The organism is Pseudomonas sp. GNP012 (assembly GCF_054343835.1).
Map to the genome: position 1 here is coordinate 2239975 of NZ_JBTGUU010000001.1, position 22633 is coordinate 2262607.

The 22633-nt window shown below is 61.6% G+C and carries 16 protein-coding genes, 1 tRNA gene and 1 pseudogene; 8 read left to right on the plus strand and 10 right to left on the minus strand.

The features are described from left to right. Positions 1-32: 32 nt before the first annotated feature. The 4 genes from selA (at position 33) to ACXX83_RS10030 (ending at position 4589) form a co-directional block, all read left to right on the plus strand. Positions 33-1463, plus strand: a complete 1431-nt coding sequence (selA, locus tag ACXX83_RS10015; protein ID WP_458548318.1) for an L-seryl-tRNA(Sec) selenium transferase — start codon at positions 33-35, stop codon at positions 1461-1463. Then, entirely contained in the window at positions 1460-3367 is a 1908-nt protein-coding gene (selB, locus tag ACXX83_RS10020; protein ID WP_458548319.1) for a selenocysteine-specific translation elongation factor, read from the plus strand. The genes selA and selB overlap by 4 nt, the downstream gene beginning before the upstream one ends. Before the next feature lie 19 nt (positions 3368-3386). Continuing rightward, a tRNA-Sec gene (locus ACXX83_RS10025) sits at positions 3387-3482 on the plus strand. A 375-nt stretch (positions 3483-3857) separates the two neighbouring features. Further along, complete coding sequence (locus ACXX83_RS10030) at positions 3858-4589, plus strand: hypothetical protein (protein WP_458548320.1); 732 nt, start codon at positions 3858-3860, stop codon at positions 4587-4589. 468 nt (positions 4590-5057) lie between these two features. On the opposite strand, the gene ACXX83_RS10035 is transcribed toward ACXX83_RS10030, so the two are convergent. After that, on the minus strand, positions 5058-6125 hold the full coding sequence (locus tag ACXX83_RS10035; protein ID WP_458548321.1) for an alpha/beta fold hydrolase: 1068 nt from the start codon (positions 6123-6125) through the stop codon (positions 5058-5060). Positions 6126-6475: 350 nt separating this feature from the next. On the opposite strand from ACXX83_RS10035, the gene ACXX83_RS10040 reads away from it, so the two are divergent. Together ACXX83_RS10040 and ACXX83_RS10045 are read left to right on the plus strand one after the other, a co-directional pair. Beyond that, positions 6476-7294, plus strand: a complete 819-nt coding sequence (locus tag ACXX83_RS10040) for a DUF2092 domain-containing protein (protein WP_458548322.1) — start codon at positions 6476-6478, stop codon at positions 7292-7294. A 16-nt stretch (positions 7295-7310) separates the two neighbouring features. Then, positions 7311-8084, plus strand: coding sequence for a hypothetical protein (locus ACXX83_RS10045; protein WP_458548323.1), 774 nt, complete (start codon positions 7311-7313; stop codon positions 8082-8084). Positions 8085-8117: 33 nt separating this feature from the next. On the opposite strand, the gene acs is transcribed toward ACXX83_RS10045, so the two are convergent. The 9 genes and pseudogenes from acs to ACXX83_RS10090 form a co-directional block, all read right to left on the minus strand. Beyond that, on the minus strand, positions 8118-10073 hold the full coding sequence (acs, locus tag ACXX83_RS10050) for an acetate--CoA ligase (protein WP_458548324.1): 1956 nt from the start codon (positions 10071-10073) through the stop codon (positions 8118-8120). Between the two features lie 78 nt (positions 10074-10151). After that, complete coding sequence (locus ACXX83_RS10055) at positions 10152-10865, minus strand: methyl-accepting chemotaxis protein (protein WP_458550177.1); 714 nt, start codon at positions 10863-10865, stop codon at positions 10152-10154. 144 nt (positions 10866-11009) lie between these two features. After that, positions 11010-12035, minus strand: a pseudogene (locus ACXX83_RS10060) (HAMP domain-containing protein); the annotation flags it as partial. A 198-nt stretch (positions 12036-12233) separates the two neighbouring features. Further along, positions 12234-13754 (minus strand): acetaldehyde dehydrogenase ExaC, encoded by a 1521-nt coding sequence (gene exaC, locus ACXX83_RS10065; protein WP_458548325.1) that lies wholly within the window; start codon positions 13752-13754, stop codon positions 12234-12236. Between the two features lie 75 nt (positions 13755-13829). Next, on the minus strand, positions 13830-14657 hold the full coding sequence (gene phnX / locus ACXX83_RS10070; protein WP_007970212.1) for a phosphonoacetaldehyde hydrolase: 828 nt from the start codon (positions 14655-14657) through the stop codon (positions 13830-13832). Positions 14658-14696: 39 nt separating this feature from the next. Further along, the gene (locus ACXX83_RS10075; RefSeq protein ID WP_015095081.1) at positions 14697-16037 is read right to left on the minus strand and encodes an MFS transporter; all 1341 of its coding nucleotides are present in this window, start codon (positions 16035-16037) and stop codon (positions 14697-14699) included. A gap of 272 nt (positions 16038-16309) precedes the next feature. After that, positions 16310-17476: a 2-aminoethylphosphonate--pyruvate transaminase gene (locus ACXX83_RS10080; RefSeq protein ID WP_458548326.1), complete on the minus strand. Its 1167-nt coding sequence runs from the start codon at positions 17474-17476 to the stop codon at positions 16310-16312. A 253-nt stretch (positions 17477-17729) separates the two neighbouring features. After that, on the minus strand, positions 17730-19121 hold the full coding sequence (locus tag ACXX83_RS10085; RefSeq protein WP_458548328.1) for an FAD-dependent oxidoreductase: 1392 nt from the start codon (positions 19119-19121) through the stop codon (positions 17730-17732). Between the two features lie 46 nt (positions 19122-19167). Next, positions 19168-19518 carry a RidA family protein gene (locus tag ACXX83_RS10090; RefSeq protein WP_217835107.1) on the minus strand — a complete coding sequence of 117 codons (351 nt, stop codon included), beginning with the start codon at positions 19516-19518 and terminating at the stop codon, positions 19168-19170. A 122-nt stretch (positions 19519-19640) separates the two neighbouring features. Between ACXX83_RS10090 and ACXX83_RS10095 the strand changes: the two genes are divergently transcribed. Together ACXX83_RS10095 and ACXX83_RS10100 are read left to right on the plus strand one after the other, a co-directional pair. Continuing rightward, positions 19641-20516 (plus strand): LysR substrate-binding domain-containing protein, encoded by an 876-nt coding sequence (locus tag ACXX83_RS10095; RefSeq protein ID WP_015095084.1) that lies wholly within the window; start codon positions 19641-19643, stop codon positions 20514-20516. Between the two features lie 193 nt (positions 20517-20709). Beyond that, on the plus strand, positions 20710-22611 hold the full coding sequence (locus ACXX83_RS10100; RefSeq protein ID WP_458548329.1) for a potassium transporter Kup: 1902 nt from the start codon (positions 20710-20712) through the stop codon (positions 22609-22611). Positions 22612-22633: the final 22 nt, after the last annotated feature.

Consider the following 22633-nt stretch of genomic DNA (forward strand, 5'->3'; position numbering starts at 1 on the left):
GCGCGAGGGTCATTCGTTTCCAGGAGTGCCAGATGTCTGCACGCGGTGCCAGCCAATCCCTGCGTCTACCTTCCATCGACAGTCTGTTGCGTCACCCCGCGTGCCGGCCGCTGGCCGAGCGGCATGGACGCGACGCCTTGCTGGGTGCCTTGCGGCTTTTGCTGGATGAGATGCGCGAAGGGGCACGGCAGGGTTTGCTCGAACCTGTAGAACTCAGCGCCGAGGTGCTGGCAGGCAGGGTCGGCGAGCGATTGGCCATCCAGCATCGCAGCCATGTGCGGCGTGTGTTCAACCTCACCGGCACGGTGCTGCACACCAACCTCGGGCGGGCGTTGTTGCCCGAAGAAGCGATCGAGGCGGTGCAAATGGCCGCACGTTATCCGCTCAACCTGGAATTCGACCTGCGCAGCGGCAAGCGCGGCGATCGCGACGACCTGATCGAAGGCTTGATCCGCGAGTTGACCGGCGCCGAGGCGGTGACCGTGGTCAACAACAATGCCGCCGCGGTCCTGCTGACCCTCAACAGCCTGGGGGCGCGCAAGGAGGGGATTATTTCCCGGGGCGAACTGATTGAAATCGGCGGCGCCTTCCGCATTCCCGACATCATGGCCCGCGCCGGGGTGAAGCTCGTCGAGGTGGGCACCACCAACCGCACCCATGCCCGCGACTACGAGGCTGCCATCAGCCCGCGCAGCGGTTTGATCATGCGGGTGCACGCGAGCAACTACAGCATTCAAGGCTTCACCACGAGTGTGCCGACCGCCGAACTGGCGCAACTGGCCCACCGGCACTGCTTGCCGCTGCTCGAAGACCTCGGCAGCGGCAGCCTGCTGGACTTGACCCGCTGGGGGCTGCCCGCCGAACCGACGGTGCGCCAGGCGCTGCTGGATGGCGCGGACATCGTGACCTTCAGTGGCGACAAACTGCTTGGCGGCCCGCAAGCGGGGCTGATTGTCGGTCGCAAGGACCTGATCGCCAGGATCAAGAAAAACCCGCTCAAGCGTGCGCTGCGGGTCGACAAAATGACCCTGGCCGCCCTGGAAGCGGTGCTGGGTCTATACCGAAACCCGGACCGGCTGGCCGAGCGCTTGCCGAGCCTGCGCCTGCTGACCCGGCCACAGGCCGATATCCTCGCCCAGGCTGAGCGCTTGCAGCCGACGCTGGCCCATAAGTTGGGTGACGGCTGGAGCGTCAGCGCCATGCCGTCACTGGGCATGATCGGCAGCGGCAGCCAACCGGTGGCGCGGCTGGCCAGCGCGGCGCTGTGTATTCGCCCACTCACGTCGAAGCGTTTGCGCGGGCGATCCTTGCTGAATCTGGAGGAGGCCTTTCGCGCCTTGCCGATTGCAGTGCTCGGGCGCATTGACGATGACGCCCTGTGGCTGGACCTGCGGCAACTGGACGACGAACCGGCCTGGCTGACGCAGCTCGATCAATTGCACGTGGAGGGCCGGGCAGGGTGATTGTCGGCACCGCAGGACACATCGACCATGGCAAGACGGCGCTGCTCCAGGCGCTGACGGGGCAGGCGGGCGATCGGCGCCGGGAGGAGCGTGAGCGCGGCATGACCATCGACCTCGGCTACCTGTATGCCGCGCTGGCGCCGGAGGCGCCACTGACCGGTTTCATCGACGTTCCCGGTCATGAGCGCTTCACCCACAACATGCTGGCCGGGGCACAGGGCATCGATCTGGTGTTGCTGGTGGTGGCCGCCGATGACGGGGTGATGCCGCAGACCCGCGAGCACCTGGCGATCGTCGAGTTGCTCGGCATCCCGCGGGCGCTGGTGGCGATCAGCAAGTGCGATCGGGTCGACAGCGCCAGGGTGCAAGACGTGCGTGAACAGATCCGTACCTTGCTGGCGCCCGGACCCTATGCCGATGCGCCGCTGATAGTGCTGTCGAGCATGACCGGCGAGGGCATCGAAACCTTGCGCCAACAATTGCTGCAAGCCCAGCGTGAAGTACGGCGACGCAACACCGAAGGTGGTTTTCGCCTGGCGATCGATCGGGCCTTCAGCGTGGCCGGGGCCGGTATCGTGGTGACTGGCACGGCGCTGTCCGGCCAGGTCGCGGTGGGCGATACCTTGTTACTGGGGCCACAAGGCAAACCGGTGCGCATTCGCGGACTGCACGCACAGAATCAAGCCGCCGACAGCGCCTGTGCCGGCCAGCGCGTGGCGTTGAACCTGAGTGCCGAACGGCTGGCGTTGGAGCACATCCACCGCGGTCACTGGTTGCTCGCCGACGGCTTGTACGCGCCCACCCAACGCCTGGACATCGACATGCAGTTGCTTGCCGGCGAATCCCGGGCCTTCGAGCACTTTCAACCGGTGCACGTGCACCTCGGCACCCAGGACGTCACCGGCAGAGTCGCCTTGCTTGAAGGCGCCAGCCTGGCGCCCGGTGGGCGGATGTTTGCACAACTGCTGCTCAATACGCCGGTGCACGCGGTGAAAGGCGATCGGCTGATCCTGCGCGACCAGAGTGCCCAACGTACCTTGGGCGGCGGTCGGGTACTCGATCCGTTCGCACCCACCCGGCAACGCCGCAGCCCCGAACGCTTGGCGCAGCTGACGGCGCTGGCGAGCAGCACCAGGCTGGAAGATGTTTTATCGGCATTGCTGGCCCACAGCGACACCGGGCTCGATCCGCAGCGCCTGGAGCGGCAGTTCAACCGACCGCGCAGCCGTTGGGTATTACCCGCTGACGTGCGCTTAATCGACACCCGCCAGGGCGCGTTGCTGTTCAGTGCCAGCCGTTGGCAGGGCTTGAAGGCCGCCGTGCTGGAACAACTCGCACGCTTTCATCAACTGGAACCGGACCAGATGGGGCCAGACCGCGATCGCTTGCGCCGATTTGCCGGCAGCACTCAAGAACGCGCGACATTCATCAGCCTGCTCGATGAGTTGCTGGCCAGCGGCGACATCGCCAGCAGTGGCCCGTGGTTGCATCTGCCCGGGCACCAGGTGCGCTTGAGCGAAGAGGACGAAGCCCTGTGGCTGCAATTGCAACCGCTGTTCGAACAGGCCGTGTTCGACCCGCCGTGGGTGCGCGACCTGGGGCATGAGGAAGCGGCCGTGCGCGGGTTGCTGCGCAAAATGGCGCGCCTGGGCCTGATGCATCAAGTAGTGCGCGACCTGTTTTATACCGACAGCATTATTCGCCGATTGGCGGCTATGCTGTTGCAACTGGCGGACGCCAACCCGGTAATACAGGTGACGGCGTTTCGTGATGCGGTGGGCCTGGGGCGCAAGCGCAGTATCCAGATACTGGAATACTTCGACCGCATCGGCCTGACCCGGCGTTTTGGCGATCGTCGCCTGGTTCGCCCGGACAATGCGTTGGCCCAGCGCAATGAGCCCTGATTCAGGGGCAGGATTTCAAGGAAGGCAATCGCGCCCGGTGGCGCGGCCGGGCTTCAAACCCGGTTGGGGACGGCATCCGTTCCCGGGCAGGTTCGACTCCGGCTGCCTTCCGCCAATCACTCCCAGGCTTGCTGACTCTTTAGGAGCGAGCTTGCTCGCGATGGTCGTTAACGATAACGCTTGTTTACTGGGTAACCGCGGCGCTCTCGAGACCATCGCGAGCAGGCTCGCTCCTACAGACGAGGTCCTCTGTGGGAGCTGGCTTACCAGCGATGGTCGTTAACAATAATGCGTTTCTACTGGCTAAACGCGGCGCTCTTGAGACCATCGCGAGCAAGCTCGCTCCTACAGACTGGTCAATCGCCGACAACGCCGGACCAACGATGCGCTCGTCTCAATCCGGCTGTCCATCGGCCGGTCCGGCACGCGGCCGGCTATCCATTATTCTGATATTGATGCAAGCGCTAACGGACGAGGAGGTGACGCAATCATGCCTGCCCAGGATCGCGAACTGCTGGACCGGATACTGACCGCTCATGGCGGCCTGGCGCGCTGGAACAGTTTCAATAAGGTCTGCGCCACGCTCGTCACCGGCGGCTCGCTCTGGGGCATGAAAGGGTTGACCCAGGACAGCGCGCCACGCCAGATGACTGTGTGGCTGCATGAACAAAGAGCCTCGGTGACACCCTTCGGTGCACCGGGGCAATTCACGGCCTATACGCCGAACCGGATCGCCATCGAGAATACCGCGGGCAAGGTGATTGCCGAGCGCCAGGCACCCCGGGCATCCTTCAAGGGCCACGGGGAACACACAGCCTGGGACCCGTTGCACCGGGCCTACTTCAACGGCTATGCGATGTGGTCCTACCTGACCATGCCCTTCCTGTTCACCTTGCCGGGCGTAACCAGCGAGGAAATCGAGCCCTTGCAAGAGGGCGCCGAGCTGTGGCGGCATTTGCGGGTGCGCTTCCCCGACAGCATCGCAACCCACAGCGCCATCCAGGACTTCTATTTCGGCGATGACTTTCTGCTGCGCCGCCACGACTACAACGTCGATGTGAGCGGTGGCATGCCCGCTGCCCAACTGGTTTATGACTACGTCCAGGCCGACGGCTTGCGCATGCCGGGCAAGCGGCGAGCCTATCGGCGCAAGGCCGATGGGCAGGTCAACAAGGAGGCGTTGCTGGTGTCGATCGACTTGAGCGAGATCCATTACTCGTAGTAAACCAATGGCAGGGAACTGTAGGAGCCAGCCTGCTGGCGATGGACTCCAGTGCCCCGCGTTTATCCGGATTGCACGCGTTATCGTTAACGACCATCGCGAGCAAGCTCGCTCCTACAAGAGACCGCGTCTGCAGGAGCCAGCCTGCTGGCGATGGACTCCAGTGCGCCGCGTTTATCCGGATTGCACGCGTTATCGTTAAAGACCATCGCGAGCAAGCTCGCTCCTACAAGAGACCGCGTCTGTAGGAGCCAGCCTGCTGGCGATGGACTCCAGTGCGCCGCGTTTATCGGGATTGCACGCGTTATCGTTAACGACCATCGCGAGCAAGCTCGCTCCTACAAGAGACCGCATCTGCAGGAGCCAGCCTGCTGGCGATGGACTCCAGTGCGCCGCGTTTATCCGGATTGCACGCGTTATCGTTAACAACCATCGCTGGCAAGCCAGCTCCCACAGAAGACCGCAATGTCAAAGATGATCCGCATCGATCACAGCCTTGGCGAACGCCTGCGGATCTTCCTGCGGCAGGTTGTGGCCGATGCCGCCGTTGATCAGCCGGAACTCGTATTTGCCGGTGAAGCGCTTGGCATAGTCTTCGGGGGCCGGGTGCGGTGCGCCGTTGGCATCGCCTTCAAGGGTAATGGTCGGCACGCTGATGGACGGCGCCGTGGCCAGTTTCTGCTCCAGCGCTTCGTAGCGGCTTTCACCCTGGACCAGGCCCAGGCGCCAGCGATAGTTGAACACGGTGATGTCGACATGGTCGGGGTTGTCCAGCGCCTTGGCGCTGCGGTCGAAAGTGGCGTCATCGAACGCCCATTTCGGCGAAGCCAGTTGCCAGATCAGCTTGGCGAAGTCGTGGGTGTTTTTCGCGTAACCGGCGCGACCGCGGTCGGTGGCGAAGTAGAACTGATACCACCACTGCAGTTCCGCCTTGGGTGGCAGCGGGTTCTTGCCGGCCGCCTGGTTACCGATCAGATAACCGCTGACCGAGACCAGCGCCTTGACCCGCTCCGGCCACAGCGCCGAGACAATGCCGGCCGAACGCGCACCCCAGTCATAACCACCGAGCACCGCTTGCTTGATCTTCAGCGCATCCATGAAGTCGATGACATCACTGGCCAGCGCAGCCGGCTGGCCATTGCGCAGGGTCTTGTCGGAGAGGAAATGCGTATCGCCATAGCCGCGCGCATAGGGCATCAGTACCCGGTAGCCCTTGGCGGCGAGCAACGGCGCGACTTCGTCATAGCTGTGAATGTCGTACGGCCAGCCGTGCAGCAGGATCACCACCGGTCCGTCGGCCGGGCCGGTTTCGGCGTACGCCACGTCCAGCAGCCCGGCGTTGACATGCTTGAGCGGGCCGAACGGCGAGGGCGCCGCCTGAGTGGTTTGGGCAGGGGTCGCAGCCGGCTGCACGGTAGCGGCCGTTTGCGCATGGGCTGCGCCGAGCACACCGAACAGGGTGAGGGCGAGGATCGATGGGCCGACCAGGTGGCGGCGAGTCTTGCCGGTGTTGCTGTTGCGCAGTGCCATCTTCATGGGATGTCTCCATTACCAGCCATGGGTCAGGGGTCGGTCTGACCCCCTGCAAACCTTGCTTGCATTGAAACGCGGCAACGTATCCGGCCTGTGTCCAGGCGCCGGCCGGGTGAAAGTCTATGTATCGGGAAGTCGCACTGACACAGTGTGATACACAGCGGCGTCATGCGTGGGGCGTGCTGCCGAGCGTACGCCTCGCGAGGTTCGCGCTGCTGTAGCCTTTGCGCGGGTTTCTGAGCGGATTTGTCCAAACTATTTTCCCGAATGCATGGCAATCACCCTGTAACTGAGCTTTGCTACTGAGTCTGACGACCCGTGATCGCCCCGCAGGTTTCCGAGGAGAACAATCGATGCCTACCTTCCAAACGCCTGTCCGGTTGTTCGGTCTCGGTCTAGCCATAGGTCTGTTCGCCATCCCGCTGCACGCCGCACAAGCTCCCTCTGCCAATCCGCCTGCGGTGCAATTGGAACCAAGGGCGCTGGAGGTTCTAAAGGGCATGAGTGCCAGGCTCGCAGGCACTCAGGGCATGAGTTTCAAAGCCGTCACGACCTATGAAAAGCCCAGCCGGCTGGGGCCTCCCCTGACCTATGGCACGGTGGACCTGGTCAACGTGCAACGACCGGATCGCCTTCGTGTGCTGACTTCCGGCGACGGCCCGGCCACCGAGTTTTACTACGACGGCAAAAAAGCCTATGCCTTCGAACGTAAAGGCAACTTGCTGGCCCAGGCGGACGCGCCGCCTACCATTGATGCGACCCTGGAGGCCGCGTACCAGCGTGCCGCGATCTACTTTCCGTTCACCGACGTGATCGTCGCCGATCCCTACAAGGATTTGTCCCGGGACCTGCGTGTGGCGTTTTACGTCGGCCAAAGCACGGTGGTCGGTGATACCACCACCGATGTGATCGCCTACACCAGCGACAGCGTGTTCGTCCAGGCGTGGATCGGCGTGCAGGACAAGCTGCCACGCCGGTTGCGCGCCGTGTTTCTCGATGATCCGACACGATCCCGGCATCAAGTCGATTTCAGTGACTGGAAGCTCCAGTCGGCGATGCCTGCCGATTTTTTCAAGCCTGACCACATCGAGACGGCCCACCGCATTCAGTTTGCCCCACCGCCCGATCTTCGTGCCCCGCAGGGGGTAAAAGAGCCCGTGGCGAAACCCTGAACAAGGAGACTGACCCATGAACAGATCTACCTTGAAATTCGCCGGCCTGCTTATCGCTGTGCTCACCTGCGACCAGGCAGCGGCCTGGTACCACGCTTCCGGCTTCGGACGCACTTACGGAGGAGGGGGCTCATGGAGTCATTCGGGTGAATACGGCTCGGCGTCGGGCGGTGGCGGCAGTTGGAGTGGCGAAACCAATCGCGGCGGCTCGGCTTCCGGAGGTGATGGGAGCTGGAGCGGCACAGGCTATCGCGGCGGCTCGGCGTCCGGTGGCGAGGGCTCCTGGCACGGCACGGGCGCGGAAGGTGGAACGGCTTCGGGTGGCGAAGGTGCCTGGCATGCGCAGGGTGCAAATGGCGCCACCGCCGCCGGCTATCACGCGGATGGCTATGGCACGACGGCTTACCGCCCTCCCGTCTATGGCACAACCGCCTACCGTGCCGTGCCTTACGGGACCGCTTACTACCATCCGCCAACCGCCGTGATTGCCAGCAGTGGCTGCTACAACTGTGGCTATAACGAGGGCGTCAATCCGGCAGCCGCCGCTGCGGCGGGCGTGGTCGTCGGTGAAGCCGCAGCGACGGTCGCCGACCAGAACGCCAGCTACAACGCCGGCATGGTGGCTTCCGCCCCACCGACAATGCCCATGGGCGCGACGTACGCCTCACTGCCCCAAGGCTGTGGCCTGATAAGTTTCTCCAATACCACGTACTACCAGTGCGGCAACTCCTGGTTGCGACCGTCCTTTGGCGCCAACGGCGTTTATTACACCGTCGTGCCGATGCCTTGAGCCTCTGGCGGCTCATAGATGGGGCCCGAACTGTCAGGCGACGTTCATGCTGCGGTGCGTATTGATCAGGTTCAGCACCACACTCGGATCCGCCAGGGTGGAGATATCCCCCAACCCTTCGTACTCAGCCGCCGCAATCTTGCGCAGAATCCGCCGCATGATCTTGCCCGAACGAGTCTTCGGCAGCCCCGGTGCCCATTGGATCACATCCGGCGAGGCAATCGGCCCGATCTCCTTGCGCACCCAGTTCTTCAGCTCCAGGCGCAGTTGCTCGTTCGGCTCTTCACCGTTTTTCAGGGTGACATAGACATAAATGCCCTGTCCCTTGATGTCGTGCGGCACACCGACCACCGCCGCTTCGGCGACTTTCGGGTGCGCGACCATCGCGCTTTCGATCTCGGCGGTGCCCATGCGGTGGCCCGAGACGTTGAGCACGTCGTCCACGCGCCCGGTGATCCAGTAGTAGCCATCGGCATCGCGACGGGCGCCGTCACCGGTGAAGTACATGCCGCGGAAGGTCTTGAAGTAGGTGTCGACGAAGCGGTCATGGTCGCCAAACAGCGTACGCGCCTGGCCTGGCCACGAATCGAGAATCACCAGGTTGCCCTCGGCCTCGCCTTCGATGATGTTGCCCAGGTTGTCCACCAGGGCCGGCACCACGCCGAAGAACGGACGCGCCGCCGAGCCCGGCTTGAGGGCGTGAGCGCCCGGCAGCGGGCTCATCATGTTGCCGCCGGTTTCGGTCTGCCACCAGGTGTCGACGATCGGGCAACGGGACTTGCCGACGTTCTTGTAGTACCAGTCCCAGGCTTCCGGGTTGATCGGCTCGCCCACCGAGCCCAACAGGCGCAGGCTGCTGCCATCGGCACCTTCAACCGCGGCGGTGCCCGAGGCCATCATGGCGCGGATCGCCGTCGGTGCCGTGTAAAGGATGTTGACCTTGTGTTTGTCGACGATCTTCGCCACCCGGGTGATGTCCGGGTAGTTCGGCACACCTTCGAACAGCAGGGTAGTCGCGCCGTTGGCCAGCGGGCCGTAGACGATGTAGCTGTGGCCGGTGACCCAGCCGACGTCGGCGGTGCACCAGTAGATCTCGCCCGGGCGGTAGTCGAACACGCGCTCGTGGGTCATGGCGGCGTACAGCAGGTAGCCGCCGGTGGTGTGCTGCACGCCCTTCGGCTTGCCGGTGGAGCCCGAGGTGTAGAGGATGAACAGCGCCTCTTCGGCGCCCATCTCTTTCGGCGCGCACACGGTACCGGCCACTTTCATCAGGTCCTCGAACCAGATGTCGCGGTGCTGGTTCCACTTGATCTGGCCACCGGTGCGCTTGCACACGATGACTTTCTGGATGCTGCTGGTTTCCGGGTTGGTCAGGGCGTCGTCGACGTTGGCCTTGAGCGGGATCTTCTTGCCGGCACGAATACCTTCGTCGGCGGTGATCACCACTTTCGAGCGGCAGTCGATGATGCGACCGGCCAGGGCTTCCGGCGAGAAGCCGCCGAACACCACAGAGTGGATCGCGCCGATCCGGGTGCAGGCCAACATGGCGACCACGGCTTCGGGGATCATCGGCATGTAGATCGTCACCACGTCGCCGCGGTGCACGTCCTGGCCGCGCAGGGCGTTGGCGAACTTGCAGACTTGTTCGTGCAACTCGCGGTAGGTGATGTTGCGGCTTTCGGCAGGGTCATCGCCTTCCCAGATGATCGCGACCTGGTCGCCGCGCTCGGCCAGATGACGGTCGAGGCAATTGTAGGACACGTTCAGGGTGCCGTCGGCGAACCACTTGATGTCGACATGGTGATCGTCGAAGGAGGTCTGCTTCACCGTGGTGAAAGGCTTGATCCAGTCGAGGCGCTTGGCTTGCTCGCGCCAGAAGCCGTCCGGGTTGACGACCGACTGCTGGTACATGGCCTTGTAGGTCGCCTCGTCGGTCAGGGTATTGGCCAGAACCTCGGGACGAACGGGATACAGGGAAGCCGCACTCATCTTTCTTACCTCGGTGGAATAGTTGTTTTTGTGATCTTTTACGGGTTTGCAGCTCAAGCATTCGGGCAAATGCAACATTCAAATCCGGAAGCGACTCAGTAGTTTGTCCTGCTGGCCGACGTGGTCGACCATGACCAGGCACTGGCGAACCTGTTTGTCCGCACTGCCGGACACTTCAAGACTGATGTCGCGGATATTGGTGGTGTTGCGGTTGATTTCTTCGGTCGTGGCGCTTTGTTCTTCAGCGGCCGCGGCAATCTGCAGGTTCATGTCATTGATGCGGTAAATGGCCAGGCGTATGCGTTCGAGGGTGTCATTGGCGGCCTTGGCATCGCCAGCCGTTTTGCTGGCCGTGTCGCGGCTCTGCTGCATGCGCGCCTGGGCATGTTTTACCCCGGTCTGCAGCTGGTCGATCATCTCGCGTATTTCCTGGGTGGATTGCTGGGTGCGCGAGGCCAGGGAGCGCACCTCATCGGCCACGACCGCAAACCCGCGTCCCGATTCGCCGGCACGGGCCGCCTCAATGGCGGCATTGAGGGCGAGCAGATTGGTCTGGTCAGCGATGCTGGTGATGACCGCCACAATCGATTCAATGCTTTGACTGAGGGTGGACAAGTCATTGATCGCATGACCGGTGGCGTCCATCTCCTCGGCCAAGCGCTTGATGGCCCCGGTAGACCGGGAAACCAGAGCGACGCCGTCGGCGGATTCTTCGTTAGCCGCGATGGCCGCTTCGGCAGCGGTTTGCGCGTTGCGCGCGACATCCTCGGCGGTCGAGGCCATCTCGGTCATGGCGGTGGCCAGTTGATCCAGTTCCTGCAATTGCACCTGTACGCGGTTGGCGGCCTGATCCGCTTCGCATGAAGTCGCTGTGGTGCTCTCGCGGACCTGTTGCGAGCTGTTTTTCACGTCGCCAATGAGCGCCTTGAGATTGTGCAGGAACTGGTTGAACTCCCCGGCGACCAGCGCAATTTCATCATTGCCGACCACGGGCAACTGGCGGGTCAGGTCGCCTTCACCGCGATTGATGTCTGCCAGTGAATCCTTCAGTTGTTCCAGCGGCCGCAGCAGTCGCTTGACCAGCAGGCCCAACACCAACAGGCTGAGCAGCACGCCCAGGCCGGTACCGATCACCGCTCGCCAACTCAGGGTATGGGCGGCGGCCATGACGATGTCCTGGTCCAGGACCACGCCGATGTACCAATCCATACCCTTGAGATCGGAGAGCGGGATGAAGGACACCAGGAGGGACTTCCCAGCGCTGCGCACCTCTTGAAGCTGACCGTCGAGGGGCAGGGCGCTCCCGGCAAAAAGCTGACTGTAGGGCTTGCCGTTCAGCTCGGCGTCCGGGTGGGAAATGATGTTGCCGCTTTTACTGAGCAGGAACGCATAACCGGCCCCGCCGAAATCCAGGGTATTGATGGCATCGGCCACTGTGGTCAGGCGGATGTCACCGCCAAACACCCCGAGCAACTGCCCCGCGTCGCTGATCCGGGCGACGGCCGAAATCAGGATTTCACCCGTGGTGGAGTCCTTGTAGGGTTCGGTCAGGACGGCTTGGCTGCCGGTCTTTCCCGTCGAATACCAGGGACGGGTGCGGCCGTCATAATCGGGTTTCGGATTCCACGCCGCCGTATTCTTGATGGGCTTTCCATCAGCCTCGAGGGCGCCGAACACCAGCTTGAATTCGTCTTTCAGAATGGGTGAGTCGATGATCCGTTGGGTCGTTTGCACACTGTACTGGCGATCGATCGCCTGGGAGGCCAGGTCCATCAAATGAAGTTTACCGTTCAGCCAGCTCTCGATCTGACGTGCCACCGCATTGCTCGATTCGGCAATGCTCGCCTCGACCTGGTGACGCAAAATGCTACGGATCTGCTCTACCTGAACCAGCGATAGAAGACTGGTGGTCACCAACAGCACACAAGCAGCCACAAGGCTCACCTTGTAACGGATTTTCATCGAGGGCTCCAAAGGGGCGATCAAGGGGAACAGAAAAATCTCAGGTCAGTGAGGACGCCTTCGCGAGCAAGCCCGCTCCCACAGGGTTATGGGGTGAAATCACTATTGAGGAGCCGGCCCGGATCCACTGTGGGAGCGAGCCTGCTCGCGATGGCTATCGAAAGGGCGATGCAGTGTTAAGTGCATCGCCCCCGCTGCTTAGAAGAAGCCCAACGGATTGATGTCGTAGCTCACCAGCAGGTTTTTGGTCTGCTGATAGTGATCAAGCATCATCTTGTGGGTTTCACGGCCGACGCCGGACTTCTTGTACCCGCCGAACGCGGCGTGCGCCGGGTACAGGTGGTAGCAGTTGGTCCACACTCGGCCGGCCTTGATGGCGCGGCCCATGCGGTAGGCGCGGTTGATGTCGCGGGTCCAGAGGCCGGCGCCGAGGCCGAATTCGGTGTCGTTGGCGATGGCCAGGGCTTCGGCTTCGTCCTTGAAGGTGGTGATGCTCACCACCGGGCCGAAGATTTCTTCCTGGAACACACGCATTTTGTTGGTGCCCTTGAGCAGCGTCGGCTGGATGTAATACCCGCTCGCCAGGTTGCCCTCGAGTTTTTCCACCTTGCCGCCGGTCAGCAACTCGGCACCTTCGCCCTTGGCGATTTCCAGATACGAAAGGATCTTGTCGAATTGCTGCTCGGACGCCTGGGCGCCGACCATGGTGTCGGTGTCCAGCGGGTCGCCGCGTTTGATTTGCAGGACCTTCTTCATCACGACGGCCATGAACTCGTCGTAGATCGACTCTTGCACCAAGGCGCGGGAAGGGCAGGTGCAGACTTCGCCCTGGTTGAAGAATGCCAGCACCAGGCCTTCAGCGGCTTTCTCGATGAAGGACGGTTCGGCCTTCATGATGTCTTCGAAGAAGATGTTCGGCGATTTGCCGCCCAGCTCCACGGTGGACGGGATGATGTTTTCGGCGGCGCATTTCATGATGTGCGAGCCGACCGGGGTCGAGCCGGTGAAGGCGATCTTGGCGATGCGTTTGCTGGTGGCCAGGGCTTCGCCGGCTTCTTTGCCGAAGCCTTGCACGATGTTCAGCACGCCCGGTGGCAGCAGGTCGCCGATCAGTTCGACCAGCACGGTGATGCCCAGCGGGGTTTGCTCGGCGGGTTTGAGCACGATGCAGTTGCCAGCAGCCAGTGCCGGGGCGAGTTTCCAAGCGGCCATCAGGATCGGGAAGTTCCACGGGATGATCTGGCCGACCACGCCCAACGGCTCATGGAAGTGATAGGCCGCGGTGTGTTCGTTGATTTCCGCCGAGCTGCCTTCCTGCGCGCGGATGCAACCGGCGTAGTAGCGGAAGTGGTCCACGGCCAGCGGGATGTCGGCGTTGAGGGTTTCACGCACGGCCTTGCCGTTGTCCCAGGTTTCGGTGACGGCCAGCAGTTCGAGGTTCTGCTCGATGCGGTCGGCGATTTTCAACAGCGCCAGGGAGCGGTCCTGCACCGAGGTCTTGCCCCAGGCGTCGGCGGCTGCGTGGGCAGCGTCCAGGGCTTTGTCGATGTCTTCGGCCGTGGAGCGGGGAAACTCGGCAATAGGTTGACCATTCACCGGCGAGGTGGTGGTGAAGTACTGACCTTTGACCGGTGCGACAAACTCGCCGCCGATGTAGTTGCCGTAGCGGGACTTGAAGGAAACGATGGCACCGGCAGTGCCTGGGTGGGCGTAGTTCATGATCGGGTTCTCTTGTTGTTCTTGGGTGTGACCGCCCGTGGGACGGTCACTGTCAGGTGCACAAGCGGCGCAGGGTCAGGAACCCTGAGGGGTTTCGCCACGAGCCAGGCGTGCATTGATGTCTTCAATGACGGCCGGCAGATCGACGATGGTGTCGATCAGGTAATGCGGGCGCGAACCTTCGAACATCCTGGTGATGCGGGCGCGCTCTTCGGCCAGCTTGTCCGAAGGCAAATCCCTGAACTGGTCATAGGTCAGCCCCAGTGCGTTGCCGGAGCAGGTCAATGCGACCGTCCACATGCCGGCACTGCGGCCTTCAAGGATGCCTGGCCAGGTGTCGTCGACCTTGACGCAAGCGGCTACATCACTGATGCCCAGAGCGATCACGTTGGCCAGGGCCTGGGCCGGGTGCGGACGGCCATTGGGTACTTCGTCAGTGGCCACGACGTGGTCGGCGACGTAGCCGTTCTTGCGCGCCAGCTCGACGACTTTCTCCATGACCACGGCCGGGTAACCGGAGCACGAACCGATTTTCAGACCCTTGTCGCGCAAGGCATCGATCGTATCCAGGGCCCCCGGAATCAGCGCCGAGTGCAGGGCGATCTTTTCGATCTGCAAGGGCATGAAGCGCTCATAAAGGGCGGTGACATCGTCATCCGTCGGCAGGCGTCCGAAGGCTGCCTGGTAACGTGCGGCGATCTGCGGCTCGTTGCACAGAGTGCGGATGTGGTCCCACTTGCCCATGCCCATCGGGCCCCGGGCTTCTGCCAGGGAGACCGCTACGCCAAACTCGGCGAAGGCTTCGACAAAAATCTGCGTGGGTGCAAAGGACCCGAAATCAACGACGGTGCCCGCCCAGTCCAGAACCACGGCTTGCAGTTGGGAAGGTTGTTTGTATTGCATGATGATTGCTCCAGGGAAAGGTGAGTGGGTAGTACGAATTCAGGGCGTGGTGCCGACAATGACCGGTTGCACCGGGGTCGATACCAACAACGGGTTTTCCAGTGTTTTCGGCCGGCTGTTCCAGAAAGGCACCAACATCAGGCTGGCCAGGAGTGCGGCGCCGGTGAACACCAGGAACACGGTGATGGTGTCGAAGTAACCCGGCAGCAGGCCGCCAAGGACCGCACCGACCGAACCACAGCCGTTGACGAAGCCTGCGGCGGAGGCAGCCCCGTCCTTGCTGCCGAAGTCGATGGCCGCCGAACCGCTGATCATCGAGTCCGGCCCGTAAAGCGTCAGGCCCATCATGAACAGCAGGCCGACCACCATGTACAGACTGCCGCTTTGCATGGCGGGAACGAACAGTCCCAGGCAGACAGTGAGGACCACCAGGCTGAGCACGCAGGCCGGTATGCGGCGAGCGCCGAAGTATTTGTCTGATGCGATACCGATGAGGATGGGGCCTACCAGACCTGCCAGTTCAAACGAGGTTGGGACGATGGCAGAGGCAACCTTGCCGATCTCGGGCATGCGTTCGTAGATGATCACCGGGCCCCACAGCAGGATGGCGTAGCGCGCGGGCTTGAGCATGAAATAGGCCAGGCCGAGAATCAGGACGGTGCGATTTTTCATCACGGTCCGTAAGCCGGCCCACATGCTTTCGCGGGGAACCACGACGCCGCTGACGGGTTCGATCTCGATTTCGACAGCAGGCAGGCCCACGTCTTCCGGACGGTTGCGCTGCAGGAAATAGAACAACACCGCCACCACCAGCACGACAACGGCACTGCTGATGAACGCGATACGCCAGTCGTGATAGGCCTGATAAGCCCACCAGCCGGCAAACGGCGTGGCTACCAGACCGCCGAAGGCGTAGCAGGTGCACCAGTAACCCAGTACACGGCCACGTTCGCCAGTGCTGAAGAAACTGCCGACGTTCTTGCACAGGCCTGACCAACCGGTGGACTGCGCAAGCCCCTGTACCAACATGCAGGAGACGAAAATCGGCAAGGTGGCATAGGTGCCCATGAGCAGCGCCGCCAGGGCCGAGATGACCAGGCCGCTAAGTACCACGACCCTCGGCCCGAAGCGGTCAGCGAAATTGCCCCAGAGGAACTGACCCACGGCATAGGCGATCAGGTAGAGGGCGTCGAGATTGGCCATCATGGACTTTTCAAGTACGAAGTTCGGGTCTTCGCCAATACCCAGCTTGGCGACAGAGAAAGCTTTGCGGGTGAAGTAGAAGGCGGCATACGCCACCCAGGTGATCAGGAAAATCTGCACGCGCCAACGCTGGAGGGATTTCCAGCCGGTTGCGAGAGGGCTTGTCGTGTTGTTCATGGTGTACTGATCCCGTATGTGGTGCCAGACAGCGCAAATTGGTCGGTTTTTGTTTTTGTTTTCGGTGCACAAGTCTGTCCATTCGCACGACATCGATTGATGAACGTGCCAATGGCATCAGGCTTTGATTCATGAATTACGCGATCGCTGACTCCTGCCCGGCGCTGCCGAGCGGTACGTCATCGAATCCATGGTTTAAAAAAAGATCCCTGCCCAAAGGTGCTACCCATTGCACCTTCGCTCGAATCGGCAGAGACCTTGAAAAGGGTCGATCAGGCCGCGGGCTTGAGCATGTCCACGTCCATGGCGACCAGGCTGTCCGCGATTGCGCGGAGCAACTGGTGGACGATGTATTCGTCGATCTGGCCGATGCAGCCGATGCGGAAACTCTCGGCAACGGTCAACTTGCCGGGGTAGATGATGAACTGGCGGGCCTTGAGTTCTTCGTAGAAGCGCGTGAAATCGAAGTTGGGATGTTCAGGGCTGAAGAACGTGGTGATGATCGGCGACAGCCAACGGTCTTCCAGCAGCGTCTTGAAACCCAGTTCACGCATGCCGGCAACCAGCACGTCGCGGTTGCGGGTGTAGCGCGCCAACCGGCCGTGCACGCCACCTTCGTCGCTGTGCTGTTCCAGTGCCTTGTGGAACGCCACCACACTGTGGGTCGGCGGTGTGAAGCGCCATTGGCCGGTGCGTTCCATGTAGGCCCATTGCTCGAAGAGATCGAGGGACAGCGAGTTAGCGCGGCCTTTGGCGGCTTCCAGCACGGAACGACGGATGATCACGAAACCGAAGCCCGGGATACCCTCGATACACTTGTTGGCGGAGGACACCACCACGTCGAAGGCTATTTCATTCACCGTCAGCGGCACGGCACCGAAGGAGCTCATGGCATCGATGATCAGGCTCTTGCCGTGGGCCTTCACCACATCGGCGATTTCACGCAGCGGGTTGAGGATCCCGGAGCTGGTTTCGCAATGGACGACGAAGACGTTGGTGATGTCAGGGTTGGCCTTGAGCAGGGCGTCCACTTCTTCGGGCTGGGGCGGCAGGTAATCGCCCTTGTCCAGGGTAATGAACGCGCGACCGAGGTACTCCAGGGTCTTGGTGGCGCGCTGACCGTAGGCGCCGTTCATCAGCACCAGGGCTTTGCCGTCACGCGGGATGGCGGTGGCCAGGGCGGCCTCGACCGAGTAGCTGCCGCTGCCTTGCAGTGGCACGCAGGCGAAGCTGTCATCCTCTACGCCGGCCATGCCCAGCAGTTTCTGGCGAACTTCAGCGGTGACCTGATTGAAGGCACCGTCCCATGATCCCCAGTCGCGCAGCATGGCTTCCTTGGTCGCTTTGGAGGTGGTCAGCGGGCCTGGGGTCAGCAGGTAGGGTTCACCCAGGGCTGGGGTTGCCAGTGGCTGGGTAGTCGGGAATTCGGCTTTGGTCATGATCTTCTCCGGCGGTGTTGTTTTTGTGAGGAGTGATGCATGGATTGATAAAAACATTTGGCAAGAAATAACTGAAATCGATTTATCACATGTCACAAACAAGCTGAGCTTATAAGTGCAAATGCACTTGGTCGGAGCACACGCCGTTCGCTGCCCGCATGAATTGACAGCAAGCGGATAAACCCCGCGCGGTGAATGACCGGGCGGGGTTTTCTGTTGGTCGGATTGAAATTTCCCTTGGAGGGCGAGGCGACTATCCCTTGTCCGCCTTGCCGGCGGCCGCCGCGAATTTCGCCAGGCGCACGTCAAGTCGACGGGGAGGTCGGTTGTGGTCTTCAGCATGCTCCTTGCGGCGAATGGCGTTACGCACCATCAATGAACCCAGGTAGCGGACCGGCTCCGGCGGGAAATGGCCAAGCGGACCTTGCACCAGCGGCGAGCGCGTCCAGGGGTTGTCCACCCCGAGCACCAGTGACGACAGGATCTGCCCACCCATATGGCACGGACCCACGCCGCTGCCGGAATAGCCGAAGCCATAGAAGACGTTGCCGCTCGCGCCCAGGCGGCCGAAGAAAGGCAGGCCGGTGACCGAACGATCGGAGGGGCCGTTCCAGGTGGCGGCGATACCGACATCGGCAAAATCCGGAAAGAACTCCGTCAGCGTGTTGCGCAACAGCCCTGCGTAGGGCGATGGCTGGTCGAACACTGGCAGGATGCGACCGCCGTAGGCAAAGGTGTTCCCCCCTTTGCCGAGCATGATCCGGCCGTCCGGGGTGTTGTGGTAGTAGTGCACGAAAATCCGCGAGTCGAGCACGGTGACCCCGCTGGTCAGGCCGATCCGCTCCAGCAAGTCCGGTCGCGGCTCGGTGATGATCATGTCGCTGGAGACAATGGCCACCGAACGCGAGAACTGTGGAAAGGCACGGGCCATCCAGGCGTTCATCGCCAGCACGACCCGGTCGCAGGTCACTTTGCCGTTTGGCGTATTGACGCTGGCGGGCATGCCTTCTTCCAGACCGGTCATCGGCGTGCCCTCGAAAATCCGTACGCCCAGTTCCAGTGCCACCCGGCGCAGCCCACGCACCAGCTTGCCCGGCTGCACACTGGCAGCCGCCGGCGAGAACCAGCCCTCGATGTGCCGGGTCGAGCCGGCCATGCGTTGCACGTCAGGTAGCGCACATTTGGCGAAAGAGTTGATGCCATGGCGCTCCAGTGCCGCGATCACCCCGTCGGTCGAGCCAACCTGGGCGCGGTTGGTCGCCGTGTAGAGCGTGCCGTCGAGACGGTAATCGGCATCCACCGCGTACTTTTCGCAAAAGGTGCCAATGGCGTAGATGCTCTGCTCCGATTCCTTGACCAGGCGTATCGCCTCCTTGACGCCGAACAGGCGCTCGAGGGTGAAGTACTTGGCCGACCATGACAGCGCGCAGCCGCCATTGCGCCCGCTGGCACCGGCACCGCAGATGTCGGCTTCGACGATGACAACGTCCAGCTCGGGATTCTGTTCCTTGAGCATGATGGCGGTCCACAGACCGGTGTAGCCACCGCCGACGATGCAGACGTCGGCGCGGGTGTTCTGTTGCAGCGCAGGGCAGGGCGCAGCGGGTTGATTTTTCAGGGCCTGGTCCAGCCAGTAGGGGCGCATGGGGTCATCTCCGTTGGATCGGTTCGAGGCAGGGTTTTGGACGCAATCAGCCGCACGCGGCGACCACGATCATTTCCACGCGCCAACCGGGGTCGATCAGCTGCGCCAGGGTGCAAGCGCGTGTGGGGGCATGGCCTTCAGGGAAAAACTCGTCCCAGACCCGGTTCAGCCCTTCATAGTCTTCGCGATGGGCGAGCAGGATGCGCACCGAAAGCACCCGCTCGCGGCAGCTGCCGGCACTGAGCAAAAGCTGCTCGATAGAGGCCAACACCTCGCGGGTCTGCGCCTGGATATCACCCTGCAGGTCCGTGGCAACCTGGCCACCGATATAGAGATGGTTGTAGTACCGGACCATGTCCGAACGGCGTTTTGTCACAGCGAAACGTTCAATTTCCATAGGGCATTCCTGGAGGGATACGAGGGCGGCACTTGTGAGAATCATGCTTGCAGTTCATTGTTTATAAATAAAATCGATTTATCGTATGAACGAATAAGTTGAACCTATAGCAAGGTGTGCCGATGACGATTTCCCATACCCAACTCAAGGCGTTTCACGCCGTCGCCATGAATGGCAGCTTCACCCGGGCGGCCGAGCAACTGTGCCTGTCGCAACCTGCGGTATCCGACCAGGTGCGCAAGCTCGAGGATTATTACGGGGTGATGGTGTTCTACCGCGACAAGCGCCTGGTACGCCTGACAGAGGTGGGCGAGCGGCTGTTCGGCCTGACCCAGCGCCTGTTCGATATCAGTGTCGATGCCCACGACATGCTGACGGACTACCGCACCCTGTCGACCGGAACCCTGAACCTTGCCGTGGATGCACCGGTGCACGTCCTGCCTTATGTCTCACGCTTCTGCAGCCGTTACCCCGGTATCGATGTGAAGATTGAAACCGCCAATACCGATGAGGTCCTGCAGCGGTTGTTCAGCCACCAGGCCGACATCGCTTTGCTGGGGCGCAACATCGAAGACGACCGCTTGATGTCGCTGCATCTGCGCAGCGATCCCATGCTCGCTTTCGTCGCCCAGGACCATCCCTGGGCACAACGAGATTCCATCTGCCTGGCCGACCTGCACGACACGCCCATGGTCTTGCGCGAACAGGGCTCGGTCACGCGCTTATCGCTGGAAGAGGAGATGGCTGCGGCGGGTTTGCACATCCGCAAGGCCATCGAAGTGGAGGGGCGTGAAGCCGCGCGCGAGGCGGTGGCGATCGGCATGGGCGTCGGGGTCGTCTCGGCCGCCGAACTGGGCTCGGATTCACGGGTTCGCGGCTTGCCGATCGTTGACTGTCAGCGGCACTTCACCGAGACCTTGGTGTGCCTGCGCGCACAGAGCTCGCGGCGTATCTTGACGACCTTTCTCGACATGGTTCGAGAAGGCCTGGACGGGTGAGGCTTATCAAAACGTTTGGAGGCTGCCGTATAAATTTTTACGCTTTCTTTACGGTAGGCGGTTTTGCCCCCAACGATACTGGCCGCGAATTTTTAGTCCATCCATGCGTCCGCCTGCATTTCCAATGACGCTGGCCCCGTATTGCCCAAGGATGGCGAGAACTTCCTCCCCCGCAATTTGAGAGAAGCGACCCTTGAGTGAAAATGTAATCAGCGCGCAAACAGATTCCCAATCCAGAACGTCAGGAGCGGGCTTGCTCGTCGCCGCCGTTGGTGTGGTTTACGGGGACATCGGCACCAGTCCCCTCTACACGCTGAAGGAAGTCTTTTCCGGCCACTACGGGGTTCAGGTCAATCACGACGGGGTGCTTGGCATTCTGTCGTTGATCTTCTGGTCGCTGATCTGGGTGGTCTCGATCAAGTACGTGTTGTTCATCCTGCGAGCCGACAATCAGGGCGAAGGCGGCATCATGGCGTTGACGGCGTTAGCCCGCCGCGCGGCAGCACCTTATCCGCACATGAGCAAGGTACTGGTACTGCTCGGTCTGTTTGGCGCGGCACTTTTTTACGGGGACAGCATGATTACCCCGGCTATTTCGGTGCTCTCTGCGGTTGAAGGACTACAGCTGGCGTTTGACGGGATCGAGCACTGGGTTGTGCCCTTGTCAGTGATCGTGCTGGTGGCGCTGTTCTTGATACAAAAACATGGCACGGCTCGAATCGGCATCCTGTTTGGTCCGGTCATGGTGCTGTGGTTTGTGGTGTTGGGCGCGCTTGGCATCTACGGGATTTTGCAGCGCCCGGAAGTGTTGCAAGCTCTCAACCCTGTCTGGGCAGTGCAGTTTTTCGTGGTTCATCCGGGCATCGGTGTGGCGATTCTGGGGGCTGTCGTGTTGGCATTGACCGGTGCTGAAGCACTGTATGCCGACATGGGGCACTTTGGTCGAAAGCCGATTTCTCGTGCATGGTTCATGCTCGTACTGCCCGGTTTGGCGCTCAATTACTTTGGCCAGGGCGCGTTGATCCTGGGAAACCCGGAGGCTGTGCGTAACCCGTTCTATTTGCTGGCGCCTGATTGGGCACTGCTGCCGATGGTCGCGCTCTCCACACTGGCCACCATCATCGCTTCACAAGCCGTGATTTCCGGTGCTTTCTCCCTGACTCGCCAGGCCATTCAGTTGGGTTATATCCCGCGCATGTTTATCCAGCACACCTCCAGTCAGGAGCAGGGGCAGATTTACATCGGCACGGTTAACTGGGCACTGATGGTCGGTGTTGTTCTGCTGGTCATCGGTTTCGAGTCGTCCAGCGCATTGGCCGCAGCCTATGGCGTCGCGGTGACCGGGACCATGCTGATCACAACGATCCTGTCTTCGGCAGTCGTCCTGCTCCTATGGAAAACCCCGCGCTGGCTGGCCATTCCCATGCTGCTCGGCTTCTTGCTCGTAGACAGTCTGTATTTCGCAGCCAATGCGCCGAAGATTTTCCAGGGCGGTGCGTTCCCGGTGATCGCCGGCATTGGTCTGTTCATTTTGATGACGACCTGGAAGCGCGGCAGAAAGATTATCGTCGAGCGGCTGGATGAATCGGCGCTGCCTCTACCGCTGTTCATCAGCAGCATCCGTACGCAACCGCCCCATCGTGTACAAGGCACGGCGGTGTTCCTGACGGCCAGGACCGATGCTGTTCCTCATGCGCTGCTGCACAACCTGCTGCATAACCAGGTTTTGCATGAGCAAGTGGTATTGCTGACAGTAGTGTCTGAAGACAGCCCTCGAGTGAGTGCTGATCGGCGGTTCGAGGTTGAGGCCTATGGTGAAGGGTTCTTCCGGGTCAGTCTGCACTTTGGTTTTATCGAGGAGCCCGATGTGCCCTTGGCGTTGAGTCTCTGTCACTTGACCGAACTGGACTTCAGTCCGATGCGCACGACCTATTTCCTCAGCCGGGAAACGGTGATCCCGACCAAGCGCATCGGGATGGCCCGTTGGCGAGAAAGCCTGTTCGCATTTTTGCTGAAAAATGCCAATAGCAATCTGAAGTACTTCAAGTTGCCATTGAATCGGGTAATAGAATTGGGCACACAGGTTGAGATGTAAAGAGTCATCGGCTGGCTTTTTG

What these genes read in the sequence shown, in the direction of transcription:
- selA (WP_458548318.1), top strand. Translation starts at nt 33, where the DNA reads ATGTCTGCACGCGGTGCCAGCCAATCCCTGCGTCTACCTTCCATCGAC.
- ACXX83_RS10030 (WP_458548320.1), top strand. Translation starts at nt 3,858, where the DNA reads ATGCCTGCCCAGGATCGCGAACTGCTGGACCGGATACTGACCGCTCAT.
- ACXX83_RS10035 (WP_458548321.1), bottom strand. Translation starts at nt 6,125, where the DNA reads ATGAAGATGGCACTGCGCAACAGCAACACCGGCAAGACTCGCCGCCAC.
- ACXX83_RS10040 (WP_458548322.1), top strand. Translation starts at nt 6,476, where the DNA reads ATGCCTACCTTCCAAACGCCTGTCCGGTTGTTCGGTCTCGGTCTAGCC.
- ACXX83_RS10045 (WP_458548323.1), top strand. Translation starts at nt 7,311, where the DNA reads ATGAACAGATCTACCTTGAAATTCGCCGGCCTGCTTATCGCTGTGCTC.
- acs (WP_458548324.1), bottom strand. Translation starts at nt 10,073, where the DNA reads ATGAGTGCGGCTTCCCTGTATCCCGTTCGTCCCGAGGTTCTGGCCAAT.
- ACXX83_RS10055 (WP_458550177.1), bottom strand. Translation starts at nt 10,865, where the DNA reads ATGACCGAGATGGCCTCGACCGCCGAGGATGTCGCGCGCAACGCGCAA.
- exaC (WP_458548325.1), bottom strand. Translation starts at nt 13,754, where the DNA reads ATGAACTACGCCCACCCAGGCACTGCCGGTGCCATCGTTTCCTTCAAG.
- phnX (WP_007970212.1), bottom strand. Translation starts at nt 14,657, where the DNA reads ATGCAATACAAACAACCTTCCCAACTGCAAGCCGTGGTTCTGGACTGG.
- ACXX83_RS10075 (WP_015095081.1), bottom strand. Translation starts at nt 16,037, where the DNA reads ATGAACAACACGACAAGCCCTCTCGCAACCGGCTGGAAATCCCTCCAG.
- ACXX83_RS10080 (WP_458548326.1), bottom strand. Translation starts at nt 17,476, where the DNA reads ATGACCAAAGCCGAATTCCCGACTACCCAGCCACTGGCAACCCCAGCC.
- ACXX83_RS10085 (WP_458548328.1), bottom strand. Translation starts at nt 19,121, where the DNA reads ATGCGCCCCTACTGGCTGGACCAGGCCCTGAAAAATCAACCCGCTGCG.
- ACXX83_RS10090 (WP_217835107.1), bottom strand. Translation starts at nt 19,518, where the DNA reads ATGGAAATTGAACGTTTCGCTGTGACAAAACGCCGTTCGGACATGGTC.
- ACXX83_RS10095 (WP_015095084.1), top strand. Translation starts at nt 19,641, where the DNA reads ATGACGATTTCCCATACCCAACTCAAGGCGTTTCACGCCGTCGCCATG.